The sequence below is a fragment of the Streptomyces sp. NPDC127068 genome (assembly GCF_042724695.1).
In the GTDB taxonomy this organism is placed as follows: Bacteria; Actinomycetota; Actinomycetes; order Streptomycetales; family Streptomycetaceae; genus Streptomyces.
The window spans coordinates 113,600-127,231 of the sequence record NZ_JBHXEN010000013.1; the positions used below are offsets into that span (position 1 = coordinate 113,600).

Here is a 13,632-nt window from a genome sequence, read left to right on the forward strand (position 1 = left end):
GCTGCGGCGTGGTCATGGGGTTCCTGTCTCGGGGGTACGGGGTGTGGCGTCCCCCTGGGGGAGGGGCGCGGTCAGCACGCTAGCGACTGGGAGTCCGGCAATTCGCCCCCCGGTGCCACATCAAGGCCCTTCTTATGCCGCTCTTAAGGACCACATGGGAGAGCGAAAAGGGAATCCCCTACGAGACCCGGTGATCCGGGGGCACGGAAGCTCGTTCCCCCGCGTCCCGGAGACGCGGGGGTGGTCCGTTCGGGACCACCGGGCGACGTCCCCGGTGCCCGTGCTCCCCGCCCGAGCGGAAGGTCCCCGTCCGGGCCGGGCCGACCGGGTCCCCTGTCCGGCCCGGACGCTTCGCCCCGCCCCGCCAGGCAACGGAACCGCTCCCCACCTGGGCAGGCAGCGGCCCGAGTGCTCCGGAACGGGTCCGACCCAGGTCCGGGGCAACCTGCGGCGCTACGGGGCCCGCACCAGGTGGGCAACAGCCCCGCCAGGGCCGGGAAACGTCCCAGGCACCCCGGAACGGGATCACCCCGCCCCCGGACGGCATGCGGCCCCGGCCCGGTACGGGAATCCGTCCCGCACCGACCGGGGGCGGCCCCGCCCGGGGCGATTGGCGGCCCTGTCCGGGGCGGGGAACAGCTCCCGTTCGGAGTGGGAATCGGTCCGGCCCGCGACGGAGACGGTCCGGCTGCGGGCAACAACCCGACCCCGGAGGCCCCGCCCCGGGCAAGCGCACAGCCGAACCCGTGGCACGAGAACCCGTCCGCCTCGGAAGAGGGTCAGCCCGCCCGCGGACGCGAACGGCCGAGCCGGGCGGGAGAACAGCCCCCGTCACGGGCCGGAGTCGCCCCCACCCCGGACGGGAAACAGCCCGGCTCCGGACGAACACAGCCCCTCCCCCGGGCAGGGAACAGCCCGGGCCCGCATCGGAAACCGCCCTACCCCGGCCGGGGAACGCTCGGACCAGTGACGGGCAACAGCCCAGCCCCAGACACGTAGACGAAGAACGGTCCGACCCCGGACGGGGAACAGCCCCGGCCCGGGCAGGAGACAGCCCAAACTCGGACGCGAACACGCGAACACGCGAACACGCGAGCCCGGAGCAGCCCGGAGCAGCCCGGAGCAGCCCGGAGCAGCCCGGAGCAGCCCGGAGCAGGGAACGGTCCCGCCCCCGGCCGGGAATCGGTCCGACCCGGGACGGGAAACGGCCGGGCTCCGGAGGCGGAGAGGGCCGGACCGGGCAGGGTGCGGCCCGAGCCGGCCGAGCGCCGGGCGGAAGGCGGGCCCACCCCACGCGGAGAACCAGCGCGAGCAAAGGCGAACCGCACCGGTCAGGCCCTGCGCAGGGCGAACCTCCGCTTCCGCGCCTTGCCCCGGTGCGCCCGCCCCGGAACCCTCGCCCCGCCCACCTGGATCCACACGCGGATCTCCGCCCCGCCGAGGACGGAGTGCCCGATCCGTACGTCCCCGCCGGTCGCCTCGGCCATCCGGCGCACGATGTCCAGCCCGAGCCCGGTGGACCCCTCCTTGCCCGACCCGGCCCCCCGGGTGATCGCCGCGGTGGGGTCGGCGATGCCGGGTCCCGCGTCGGACACCAGCACGATCACCGCGTCGTCCCCGTTGTGGACGTCCACGGCGAAAGCGGTTCCCTCCGGGGTGTGCCGGAACACGTTGCCGAGCAGCGCGTCGAGCGCGGCGACGAGGTCGGGCCGCGCCACCGGGATGCGCACCGGCCGCTCCACGCCGGCGACCCGCACCTTGCGTCCCTCGTCCTCGGCGAGCGCCGACCAGAAGTCCATCCGCTCCCGGATGACCTCGGCCGCGTCGCAGCCCGCCCCGGGCCCCACGGCCGCGGTCTGCGGCTTGGCCTCCCGGGCGGTGCGGATGATGGTGTCGACCTCGCGTTCGAGCTGGTGGACGGCGGCCCGGGTCTGTTCGGCGGCCGGACCGTCACCGAGGCTCGCGGCGTTCAGCCTGAGGACGGTCAGCGGGGTGCGGAGCCGGTGCGAGAGGTCGGCGGCGAGTTCGCGTTCGTTGGCGAGGAGTTGCACCACCTGGTCGGCCATCGAGTTGAAGGCGACGGCGGCGAGCCGTAGTTCCTTGGGGCCCTCCTCCGGGACGCGCGCCCCGAGTTTGCCCTCCCCGAGTTCCCCGGCCGCCCCGACGAGCCGCTGCGCGGGCTGCACCATCCGCCCGCCGAGCCGGTCGGCGACCGCGACGGAACCGATGACGAGGCCGACGCCCACCCCGGCGAGCACCAGCCACGCCATGGTGACGCCCTTGCCGACCTCCTCGTCCGGAACGAACACCTCGACCACGGCGACCCGGTTGTACTTGAGGCCCACGACGTGCAGCAGTGCCGAACCGCCCTCCACCTTCATGATGGACGTCCGCGCGTAGCTGCGGGAGTTCGAGATGATCTGGTCGCTGACCCGCTGGTGTCCGACTTCGACGGACGATCGGTCGCCCGCGGCGGGCACGTGCACGGCCATCCGCTTCTTCTCGCCGAGGTCGGTGGAGGCCACCGCGCCGGCGAGCCGGTCCTCGTCGGTGGTGATGGTGAGCATCGGCGCGAAGGCGGCGGCCTGCCGTTCCGCGTCCGAGATGGCCCGGTCCCGCGCCATCTCCTTGATCACCAGTCCGAGGGGGACGGCGAAGGCGACGACGACCATCGTGGTGACTGCGAGGCATACCTTGACGAGCGCCCATCTCATCGCGGCGGCTCCAGCTTCACACCGACCCCGCGCAGGGTGTGGAGGTAGCGCGGCCGGGCCGCCGTCTCCCCCAGTTTCCGCCTCAGCCACGACAGATGGACGTCGATGGTCTGGTCGTCACCGTAGGACTGCTGCCACACCTCGGCGAGCAGCTCCCGGCGGGCGACGACCACCCCGGGTCGTCCGGCGAGGAACGCCAAGAGGTCGAACTCCCTTCGCGTCAGATCGAGTTGCACACCGTCGAGTTCGGCCTGACGGCGCAGCGGGTCGATGGACAGGCCGCCCACCTGGATGACCCGACTGGGCGGCGCCTCCACCGAAGCGCTCCGGGAGCGGCGCAGCACCGCGGCCATGCGGGCGGACAGGTGCTCCACGGAGAACGGTTTCGTCAAGTAGTCGTCGGCACCGTCGTTGAGGAGGCGGACGATCTCGTTCTCGTCGTCGCGCGCGGTCGCCACGATCACGGGGACGTCGGTCAGCCCGCGCAACATCTTCAGAGCCTCCGAACCGTCGAGGTCGGGCAGACCGAGGTCCAGGATGACCAGGTCGAACGGGAAATGCGCTACTTCGCGCAGCGCCTCCAGGGCCGTTCCGACGCTACGTACCGTGTGGGACGCCTCGGTGAGATGCCGGATGAGGGCCGAGCGGACGAACTGATCGTCTTCGACCACGAGCACACGTGCCATGGGCGGCAACCGTACGCCATGTGGGTGATCGCCGGTTTGCGCGGGACGAAGGCGACCGAGGGGGCGACAGGGCGGGTTGGGGTGGGGCAAGATGGCCGACGATGCGCAGGGGACTCCTTCACTTCTCGGCTTGGACGCTCGCCACGGGTGCAGCGGTCACCTTGTCATGGTGGGGCGTCCACACCGTCATGTCCGGAACGGCCTACGCTCCGCCGGTCGCCTTGCCGATCACCGGGGAGGAGGACGCGCCGTCGGCGGAGGCGAAGCTGCCCTCCGACGGACCCGTCCCGCCCCCGCCGAAGTCGACCGCGCCGGCCACCACGCCCGGGGTCGGCGGCGCGACGCAGCGCCCGCAGCCCGGCCCCACCACGCAGCAGCCCACCGCTCCGTCCAAAGGGAAACCGAGCGCACAGGGGTCCGCCAGCTCCGGAGCTCCGGAACCCATGGGCTCGGCCGAGTCGGAGTCCGACTCCAGCAACATCAAGAGCTATCCCACCAAGGGCGGACGGGTCGTCATCGACATGGCGCCCACCTCCGCGGAGCTGGTGTCGTCGACGCCCGCCCCGGGGTGGACCATGCAGGTGTGGGAGGGCGACCAGTGGATGCGCATCGACTTCTCGAAGGGTGAGGAGCGGGTCACGGTGAGCTGCACCTGGCACACGGGAACGACCGAGACGAAGATCAACAACTACTGACGGAAGGCGTCGGGGGGCGGGGCCGGGGAAGCGGTGGCCGTGCCGTCGTGGACCGGGGGCGCGCCCGCGGTGAAGTCACTCAGCGCACGTCCGTGTTCGACGCGGGCCGGGTGCGGGTCGGTGGCCGCGCGGCGGGTGAGTTCCGGGACGGACAGCAGGACGTCCGCGGCGACGAGGACCGCGTTCCCGAAGCGACGCCCGCGGAGCACCGGGGCCTCGGCGATGAGGGCCAGTTCGGGGAAGACGGTGCCCACCGTGGCGAGTTGGGCGCGCAGATGGGCGAGCGGACCGCCGTCGGCGATGTTCGCCGCGTAGTGGCCGCCGGGCGCCAGCACCCGCCGCACCTCGGTGACGAACTCGACGGTGGTGAGGTGGGCGGGGGTCCGGGCGCCGCTGAACACGTCGGAGACGACCAGGTCGGCCCATCCCTCGGGCAGCTTGCCGAGCGCTTCGCGGGCGTCGAGCGTGCGCACCCGGACCCGTGCCGGTTCCAGGGGGAGTTCGGTGCGCACCAGGTGGACGAGGGCGGCGTCCCGTTCCACGACCTGTTGGGTGGACCGGGGCCGGGTCGCGGCGACGTAGCGGGCGAGGGTGAAGGCGCCCCCGCCGAGGTGCAGCACCTTCAGGGGGCGGCCGGGCGGGGCCACCAGGTCCACGACGTGGCCGAGTCTGCGCTGGTACTCGAAGGCGAGGTGCGCGGGGTCGTCCAGGTCGACGTGCGACTGGGGGGCGCCGTCGACGAGGAGCGTCCAGGCGCGGGGCCGGTCCGGGTCGGGGAGCAGTTCGGCGCGTCCGCCGTCGACGTCCGCGAGGACCGACTCCCGCCGTTCCCGGCGGCCCCGTTCCCTCGTCCGTCCGCGTGCCATGCGGCCATTATCGCCGGGCCGTGCCGGCCGGCGCCCGGTGGGGCCGTGGGTGACGGGCGCCGGTGGTCAGCAGCAGTTGTCGGCGGCCTCGATCATCCGCGCGGCCTCGTCCAGCGCCTCGCGCAGCACTGCGGGGTCGGTCACCCGGTGGGCCGCCCCGGGCGGCAGCAGCCATCCGACGTCGGCGACCGGTGGTTCGGGTGGGGCGTCCGCCGTGCAGGACGGGGCGTCAAGCGCCGGGGGCGGCGCGGCCGGGGCGGGGGCGGCGGGCGGAGCGGCCCGGCCGGTGGTCCGGGTGCAGGCGCTGCCGGGAACGTCCCAGCCGTCCGCGGTGCCCGGCGGCACCAGGAAGCCGAGCATCCGGCACCGGTTGTCGTGCAGGACGGGGCCCACCGACTCGGCCGCGGCGCGGCGCAGGATGTCCACCGCCTCCAGTCCCTGCCGGGCGGGGACCGTCACCAGGTCGCAGCCGGCGACGGCGCCCCGGGCCAGCGGCAACGCCCGCTCGCCGCACGCCTGAGCGGTGACCGCACCGGGGGGCCGGGGCAGTGGCTCGGGCGTCTCACCCGGTGGCGCTTGCGGTGCACCGGGTGCGCTGGGTGTCCTCCCGGTCTCCCACACGGAACCCCTCCTCGGTCGCGGGTCGGTGACGGTCGGCTGCCCGTCCAGGGGGTCCAACGCGGGGCCCGCGTCAACAGCTACGGCGCCACGCCGCCGCAAAGCATGGCAGTTCATGGCAGAACGTGGGTGAGATATCCGGTTTGTAGCCAAACCCTGGGTGAGGGGTCGATCACAGCCGGTACGTTCGGGCCTCGCCGGACCGGTGCGGGAACACGGCGCACGGTCAACCGGTCCGGGCCGTGACGCCCCGCGGGGGTCCGGCACCAGCGTCACGAGAGGTTCCGGCCATGGCGTCGTCACCGAGGCCCTCCCAGGGAGCGTCGACCGGGCGGGTCCCCCCACCGGACCCGCCGCCCCCACCATCCCCACCACTCCCACTCCAGGCACCGCCACTCCAGGCACCGCCACTCCAGGCACCGGCGCCCTCGCTCCCGGCGCCCCGGGCGAACGCGGTCTTCCGCGAGTTGCGCGGGGCCAGGTCCCCCGGGGAGTTCGCCGCGGCGGTGCGTCGGGCGGCCCGGGAGATCGGGGAGCGGGTCAGCTGTGACGCCCGCTACATCGGTCGGGTGGAGGCGGGGGAGATCCGCTGCCCCAACTACGCGTACGAGCGGGTGTTCCTGCACATGTTCCCGGGTCGCACCCTCGCCGATCTCGGCTTCGCGCCCAGGTCGGCGGTCCGCGGCCGGAGCTCACGGGGCATTCCGGCACCGCGAGCCCTACCCGTCCCACCCATCCCGCCCGTCCCGCCCGTCCCGCCCGTCCCGCCCACCGGGCCGGCTGAGCCCGGTGAGCCCGCTAGGCCCGCTTGGCCCGGTAAAGCCGGTGAGCCCGGTGGGTCCACTGCCGGCGCCGGCCCCGGTGAGCCCACGGCCCCGGACGAGCCCGTACAGAGGTCCGCGCCCCGCGCGACCCGGAACCACGAGGAGAGCGACGTGCGGCGTCGCGCGTTCATGACCGGCTGCCCGGTCACGGTGGCTGCGTCACTCGGGTCACGGAGTGTGCTGGCCCCCCTGTCCCTGCCCGCCCCCACCGGGAGCGGCCCCGGACGGGCCGGCGCCGCCGAGGCCGAGGCGGTGGAGGAGGCGGTGCGACGCATCCGGGTCCTGGACGACCGGCACGGGGCGGACGGCCTCTACCGACGGGCGGCCGTCCCGCTGCGGACCGCCTTCGAACTGCTCGACGCGGCCACCGCCCGGCAGTCGACCGCCGACCGGCTGCACGCGGGCGCGGGCGAGCTGGCCATCTCGGTGGGCTGGCTGGCACACGACTCGGGCCGGTTCGCCGACGCCCGCTCGCACTACGCGGAGGCCCTGGCGACCGCCCGGACGTGCGGGGACGCGGGAGTGGAGGCGCACGCGTTCTGCAACTCGGCGTTCCTCGCCCGGGACGCGGGCCGCCCCCGCGAGGCGGTGCGCGCGGCCCAGGCGGCGCAGCGGGCGGCCCGGGGGCTCGGCTCGTCCCGGCTGCTGTCCCTGGTGGCGCTGCGCGAGGCGGGCGGCTGGGCCGGGCTCGGCGACCGCACCGGCTGCACCCGGGCGTTGACTCGGGCCCAGGCACTGTTCGGACGGGGCGCCTCGGACGACGACCCCGAGTGGATGTCGTTCTACGGCGAGGCGGAGCTGGCGGGGCTGGAGGCGCAGTGCTGGTCGGCGCTCGGGGAGTGGTCCCGGGCGGCCCGGCACGCGGAGCGCGCGGTGGCGCTCCAGGACCCGCACTTCACCCGGAACACCGCGCTGTACACCGCGGAACTCGCGGACGACCTCGCCCGCGCGGGGCGGCCCGGCGAGGCGGCGGCGGCCGGGCAGCGGCTGATCTCCCTGCTGGACGAGGTGCAGTCCTCGCGCATCGAGTCGATGTTGGCGACCACGGCACGGGTCCTGCTGCCGCACCGCGCGTCGACGGAGGTAGGCGGCTTCCTGGAGCGGTACGCGGCGATGCCGAGGCCCACCTGAGCCGTCCCCCTCCCCTCCCCGCCGAGTGGCGGGCGGGGAGCCACCGGGTGAACGGCGAGGCAACCGGTCGGGCGGTCCGTGCGTCTTCGGTGACCGGGATCGTCTGCCCTCGGAGTATCGATCGACACCGTAAGGTGGGCGGGCGGCCACGGCTGCTGCACGGAGTGAGGAGGTCTTGGATGCCGAAGCGTGAACCGTCCGCTGGCAGGACGGCGACCGGGACGGTACCGGGTCGGGCCCCCGTCCACCGGATCCGTTGGTGGACCGAACTGCCGCTGGTGCTCCTCGTCTACGGGGCGTACTCGGCGGGCCGGCTCCTCGCCCGCGGTGACGTGAGTACCGCCGTCGACCACGGGCTGGCGATACTCCGGGCCGAGAAGGCACTCTGGATGAACGCCGAGCACCCGCTCAACCGGCTGTTCACCGACCACACCTGGATCGGGGTCCCGGCCGACTTCTGGTACGCGTCCCTGCACTACGTGGTGACGCCGGCGGTGCTGATCTGGGTGTTCCGGTCCCATCGGGTCCACTACCGGGCGGCCCGCAGCTGGCTGCTGATATCCACCTTCATCGGGCTCATCGGCTTCACGCTGTTCCCCACCTGTCCGCCGCGCCTGCTCGAAGCGAGCCACGGGTTCGTCGACACCATGGCCCAGTACAGCTCCTACGGCTGGTGGGGCGCGGAGGCCAGCGCCCCGCGCGGGCTGGGCGGCATGACCAACCAGTACGCGGCGATGCCGTCCCTGCACGTCGGCTGGGCCCTGTGGTGCGGGGTGCTCCTGTGGAAGTACGGACGGGGCCCGCTGCTGCGGACGGCGGCGGTCGCGTACCCGCTGATCACGGTCATCGTGGTGATGGGCACCGCCAACCACTACTTCTTCGACGCGGTCGCCGGCGCCGCGGTGATGGGCCTCGGGCTGCTGCTGACCAAGCCCGCGCTGCGGTGCGCGGAGCGGCTGCGCGCCCGGTACGCGGGCGTGCGCCGGGTCGCCGTCGACGCGGACCTGACGGCCGGGGGTTCCCCGATTGTCGGTGGCGAGTGCCAGACTGCCGCGGGTGAGCGAATTCCCCGACAGCGCAAGCAGTCCGCCGAGGCCGCAGAACAGGGTCCCCGTCCCTCCGACGCGGGGGACAGCACTCCGGCACCGGCTCGCTGAGCTGCGCGGCCCCGCCGACGCCCAGGCCATGGACGCGCGTGCGCTGGCGGCCCTCGCCGTGAACCCGGGGTGCGGGCGCAGGGCGCTCCTCGACGGGGCGGGCGTGCACAAGGGGGAGGTCGCCGCGAAGCTCGGGGCGCCCGCCGTCGCCGGCCAGTCGCAGTTCGCGATCGTACGGGGGCACGCCTTCGAGGCCCGGGTCAAGGGCGACGGCGGCGCCGAACTGCTGCGGCTGGCCCACGAGCGGCTGGACCCGACCGCCCCCGCGCCCGTGGCCGGCGAGGCCCGGGTGCCGGTGCTGGGTACGGGGGGCGGGGCGCAGGCCCGGGTGGCGCGGACCTCGCTGGCGCTGCGCGAGGCGGCCCTGGCCCGGGGTGCGTGGACCCTGCTCGACCATCCGATGCTGGCGCTGGACGTGGCGGGGACCCCGGCGTTCCTGGAACCCGACGCGGTCGTCGTCCACCCCGACGGGCGGTGGTCCGTGGTGGAGATCAAGTCGTTCCCGATGGTCGACGGTTCGGCGGAGCCGTCGAAGGTCGGCGCGGCGGCCCGGCAGGCCGCCGTCTACCTGCTGGCCCTGGAACAGGTCGCCGCCCGTCTCGCACCGGCGCCCGAGGTCGGTCGGTTCGCGCTGCTGGTGTGCCCGAAGGACTTCTCGAACCTGCCCGCGGCAGCCGCCGTGGACCTGCGCAAACAGGTCTCGGTGACCCGCCGTCAGCTCTCCCGGCTGACCCGGGTCGAGGACATCGCCCGGCAGCTCCCGCCCGGGGCCACCTTCGACGTGGAACAGGACCGCGAGGCGCTGCACGCCGCCGTCGAGGCGGTGCCCGCGGCGTACGCGCCCGAATGCCTGTCGGCGTGCGAGCTGGCGTTCCACTGCCGGGGCCGCGCCCGGGAGGCCGGCGCGGTGACCGCGCTCGGCCGCTCGCTGCGGGGCGAACTGGGCGGCCTCACCACCGTCGCGGAGGTGCTCGCCGCGGCCGGCGGCCGGTGCGGTGACCCGTCGGACCCGGCCGTCGCGGCGTTGCGACGGGCGTCGGCCCTGCGGGCGGAGGCGCTGGGCGCCGCCGCGGTCCCGGTGGGCACCCCGGAGGCCGCCCGGTGCTGAGCAGCACGTACGTCACCGCCCCGAACGTCTTCCCGGCCGGGAAGGGGGGCGCGGCATGTCGTTGATCGGTCAGCTGGCACGTCTGGAGGCGGTCCGCAGCGGGCGGGCCCAGCCGCAGGCCACCGTGCGCCACCGTCATCTGTCGCAGCGGCCCCTCGTCCTCGTCCCGCTGACCACCGCCGGTGAGGCGGGTGCGCCGCTCGCCGCCCTGGTGGGCACGGAGCGCACGGCGCCGCGGGTGCTGTTCGTGGCGCAGCCCCGGGACCGCGAGCTGCGGTCCGCGTTCCTCGCCGCCCTCGCCGAGGTGGTGCTCCCGTACGTCGAGGACCACACCGGTGCGGTGGAGGCCGCCGAGCGCTCCGAGACCGACCCGGAGACCGGCAAGCGGGTCAAGGTCGAGGTGGAGCTGTGCGCGGACGCCCCGCAGATCATCGTGCCGAGCCGGGGCGGCGTGGACTTCGTCCGGCTGCTGGGCCGGTCGATGCGGTTCCGGCGGACGGTCGAGCAGGACCCCGAGGCCCCCTATCCGGCGCCGCCCCGGGTGCCGTTGCTGGGCCGTTGGCTGACGCACTTCGGGGAGCGGGCCCGGGTGCCCGGGTCCTCGCTGCTGCTGGCGATGACGGACCTGCTGTCGCGGCACTGGGCGACGGGGCAGTCCTCGGTGGAGGACCAGCATTTGGGGGCGCTGCTGGCGTGGCTGGAGGCGCCCGAGGGCACCTCGGGCGAGCGGGCGGCGCTCCGGGCCGAGCTGGCCCGGGACTCCGAGGGACAGCTGTGGTACCCGCCGGCCGGCCCGGCGACGGACCCCGCCTTCGACAACAAGCTGCTGGCACCCGCGATCGAACGCCACGACCGGGCGCGGACCGCGTTGGCCGCGGCCGAGGACGGCATCGAGGCGGACGCCCGGCTCGGTGCGCTCACCGAGGCCGAACGGGAGCTGCGCGCCCTGGTGGTGAGCCGGACCCGGCCGACCTGGGACGCGGTGTGGCGGGGCCTGGACCTGCTGTGCACGCTTCCGGAGGGGGCACGGGTCGAGGAGCGCTGGACCCGCGACCGCTGGTCGTTCACCGGGCACCGGGACCGGGTCCTGGCGGGCGAGCCCCCGCAGCCGCGCCGCGACGACGCGGTGACCGCCGCGAACAAGCTGGCGGCCCGGGAACGCGAACAGGCCCGGTTGGACGCCCAGGAGGCGCTGGACGACCCGCTGGTGATGGCGGGGCGCCGGCTGGCCGGGGAGGCGTTCGTGGCGGAGGTGGTCGAAACGGTGCTGGAGTACGGCGACGGCAAGCGGCCGAGCCCGCGCCCCCTGGTCACGGTGCGCACCGAGGACCGGCCGCACCTCGCGGAGGGCGTCAGGATGTTCCGCTCCCTCGGCGGCAAACCGCAGACGGCCCGGTTCGTCGGGTACGCGGAGCCGCCCGAAGTTCCTGACGGGGCGGACGACTCCGCGGGCCCCCTCACCCTCGTCCTGCGGATCACCGACCGGATGGGGCGCGGCAAGGAGCCCGAACCCGGCTCCGTACCGGAGAAGGGTGACCGGCTGTGCTGGACCCTCTTCGCACACGACCAGCGCGGCGGCCCGCAACTGCCCGCACCCGAGGCGACCCCGTGGACCCACGGCGGCCCGCCGGGCGAGGCCGTCCCCGAACGGCCCGATCCGGTGACCGGAGAGGACATCCTGTGAACCCGACCACCGTCCCCGAGGCCCTCGGCGCCCCGGGTGCCGCGGCGACCCGCGCCACGGAGGCGATCCTCGGCGACACCCTGCGCGGGGCGCACCGCGGAGTCGTGGTGGACTCGCCGCCCGGCGCCGGCAAGTCCACGCTGGTGGTGCGCGCCGCCCTGGAACTCGTCGCCGCCGGACGTCCGCTGATGGTCGTGGCGCAGACCAACGCCCAGGTGGACGACCTGGTGCTGCGGCTCGCCGAGAAGGCGCCGGACGTGCCGGTGGGCCGGCTGCACAGCAGTGACCCCGACGCCTACGACAAGGCGCTCGACGCGCTGCCCCAGGTGCGGACCTCGACGAAGGCGGCCGACCTCGCGGGCTTCGACGTGGTGATCTCGACGGCCGCCAAGTGGGCCCACGTCAAGGGCGTGGAGCCGTGGGGGCACGCGATCGTCGACGAGGCGTACCAGATGCGCTCGGACGGGCTGTTGGCCGTGGCGAACCTCTTCGAGCGGGCGTTGTTCGTGGGGGACCCGGGGCAGTTGGACCCGTTCGCGATCGTCGGTGCCGAACAGTGGGCCGGGCTGTCGTACGACCCGTCGGCGAGTGCGGTGAGCACGCTGCTGGCCCACAATCCGGAGCTTCCGCAGCACCGGCTTCCGGTGTCCTGGCGGCTGCCCGCCTCGGCCGCGCCGCTGGTGTCCTCGGCGTTCTACCCGTACACGCCGTTCCGCAGCGGGACGGGGCCCGGGGACCGCACCCTCGGCTTCGGCGTCGCCTCGGACGGTTCGGGTCCCGACCGGGTCATCGACGAGGCCGCCGCCTCCGGCTGGGGGCTGCTGGAACTGCCCCCTCGGCACACCCCGCGCACCGATCCGGAGGCGGTGCGCGCGGTGGCCGTGGTGGTCCGCCGGCTGCTCGACCGGGGCGGGGCGACGGTCTCGGAGCGGGGGCCCGAGCCGGTGCCGTTGACGGCCGGGCGGATCGCGGTGGGCACCGCGCACCGCGACCAGGCCGCCGCGGTCCGGGCGGCGCTGACCGCGCTGGGGGTCACCGGGGTCACGGTGGACACCGCCAACCGGCTCCAGGGGCGCGAGTACGACGTCACCGTGGTGCTGCACCCGCTGTCCGGCCGGCCGGACGCGACGGCGTTCCACCTGGAGACCGGTCGGCTGTGCGTGCTGGCCTCACGGCACCGGCACGCGTGCATCGTGGTCTGCCGGGGCGGCGTCACGGAACTCCTGGACGACCACCCGTCGACCGAGCCGGTGCAGCTGGGCGTCACCCTGAAGTTCCCGGACGGGTGGGACGCCATGATGACGACCTGGGACCACCTGTCCCACCACCGCGTCACCTGGACCCCCACGCCCTGACCGGCCGTGCCCCGACCCCGTCGCGTCTCGCGGTCTTGCGGGGCGGGGGACAATGGGAGGCGGTCCCGTCGGAGAGGTACGAGGAGGCAGCACGATGTCGGAGTCCGAGCCCGCGTCCGCCGAACGACGGATGCGGCCCGCCCCGCTGCTCTTCGAACCCACGACCGCCGCGGAGGACCCCGAGCACTTCTTCGAGCTGGAGTCCATCGAGGACCCCCGGCAGTTGTTGGCCCGGGCGACGGAGCTGACGCACGCGTTCCGTGCGGCCACCGACCGGTCCATGGAGTTCCAGGCGATCGCCGCGGCCCGGCTCGCCGATCCGCGGCGGTTCGACCGGTTGACCGCGGCGGCGATCGCCGAGCGGGCGGAGTGGACCGAGGAGTACGCGCTGAAGATGGTCGAGTACGGGCGGGACCTGTTGCGGGCAGCAGGTCCCGATCAGTACTGATGGCGGTGCGCTGTTCGGCGCGGTGCGCTGGTGTTTCGCGCAGTTCCCCGCGCCCCTTGGTACGTCCAGCCCGGGGTGCGCTGTTCGGTCGGCGTCCGCCCCGGTGTTGCGCAGTTCCCCGCGCCCCTGACGGGGCGCCCCTGTGGCACGGGGGTCGGAAGGCGCCCCGATAGGGGCGCGGGGAACTGCGCGGATGACGGCAGCGCACAGCTCAGGACCGCGCAGGCCCAGCGCTACGCACCCAAGGGGCGCGGGGAACTGCGCGAATCGCACCGCGTACCGCGCCAAACAGCGCACCGCCAGGTGGACGTACCGGAGGGGCGCGGGGAACTGCGCGGGCAACCGC

11 protein-coding genes are annotated in these 13,632 nt (G+C 74.7%); 7 read left to right on the forward strand and 4 right to left on the reverse strand.

Annotated features, from left to right (window positions below; all coding sequences use genetic code 11):
• Window positions 1-1,331: 1,331 nt before the first annotated feature.
• Window positions 1,332-2,714, reverse strand: coding sequence for a sensor histidine kinase (locus ACFWIA_RS10890; RefSeq protein WP_387002547.1), 1,383 nt, complete (start codon window positions 2,712-2,714; stop codon window positions 1,332-1,334).
• Window positions 2,711-3,400, reverse strand: coding sequence for a response regulator transcription factor (locus ACFWIA_RS10895; protein ID WP_385487117.1), 690 nt, complete (start codon window positions 3,398-3,400; stop codon window positions 2,711-2,713). Before ACFWIA_RS10895 ends, ACFWIA_RS10890 begins: the two co-directional genes overlap by 4 nt.
• Window positions 3,401-3,588: 188 nt before the next feature.
• On the opposite strand from ACFWIA_RS10895, the gene ACFWIA_RS10900 reads away from it, so the two are divergent.
• A complete protein-coding gene (locus ACFWIA_RS10900; RefSeq protein WP_387002548.1) occupies window positions 3,589-4,095 on the forward strand; it encodes a hypothetical protein in 507 nt (168 codons plus the stop codon).
• Here the strand turns inward: ACFWIA_RS10900 and ACFWIA_RS10905 are convergent.
• Both ACFWIA_RS10905 and ACFWIA_RS10910 read right to left on the reverse strand, forming a co-directional pair.
• Entirely contained in the window at window positions 4,089-4,961 is an 873-nt protein-coding gene (locus ACFWIA_RS10905; RefSeq protein WP_387002550.1) for a spermidine synthase, read from the reverse strand. The genes ACFWIA_RS10900 and ACFWIA_RS10905 overlap by 7 nt on opposite strands.
• A 66-nt stretch (window positions 4,962-5,027) precedes the next feature.
• Window positions 5,028-5,582, reverse strand: coding sequence for a hypothetical protein (locus tag ACFWIA_RS10910; protein ID WP_387002551.1), 555 nt, complete (start codon window positions 5,580-5,582; stop codon window positions 5,028-5,030).
• Between the two features lie 464 nt (window positions 5,583-6,046).
• On the opposite strand from ACFWIA_RS10910, the gene ACFWIA_RS10915 reads away from it, so the two are divergent.
• From ACFWIA_RS10915 to ACFWIA_RS10940, 6 genes are all read left to right on the forward strand, one after another.
• Window positions 6,047-7,534, forward strand: a complete 1,488-nt coding sequence (locus ACFWIA_RS10915) for a hypothetical protein (protein ID WP_387002553.1) — start codon at window positions 6,047-6,049, stop codon at window positions 7,532-7,534.
• A 179-nt stretch (window positions 7,535-7,713) separates the two neighbouring features.
• Entirely contained in the window at window positions 7,714-8,691 is a 978-nt protein-coding gene (locus tag ACFWIA_RS10920; RefSeq protein WP_387002555.1) for a phosphatase PAP2 family protein, read from the forward strand.
• Between the two features lie 28 nt (window positions 8,692-8,719).
• A complete protein-coding gene (locus tag ACFWIA_RS10925; protein ID WP_387002557.1) occupies window positions 8,720-9,799 on the forward strand; it encodes a hypothetical protein in 1,080 nt (359 codons plus the stop codon).
• A gap of 55 nt (window positions 9,800-9,854) precedes the next feature.
• On the forward strand, window positions 9,855-11,483 hold the full coding sequence (locus ACFWIA_RS10930; RefSeq protein WP_387002558.1) for a hypothetical protein: 1,629 nt from the start codon (window positions 9,855-9,857) through the stop codon (window positions 11,481-11,483).
• Window positions 11,480-12,838, forward strand: a complete 1,359-nt coding sequence (locus ACFWIA_RS10935) for an AAA domain-containing protein (RefSeq protein WP_387002560.1) — start codon at window positions 11,480-11,482, stop codon at window positions 12,836-12,838. The genes ACFWIA_RS10930 and ACFWIA_RS10935 overlap by 4 nt, the downstream gene beginning before the upstream one ends.
• Window positions 12,839-12,932: 94 nt before the next feature.
• A complete protein-coding gene (locus ACFWIA_RS10940) occupies window positions 12,933-13,286 on the forward strand; it encodes a hypothetical protein (protein WP_387002561.1) in 354 nt (117 codons plus the stop codon).
• Window positions 13,287-13,632 lie beyond the last annotated feature (346 nt).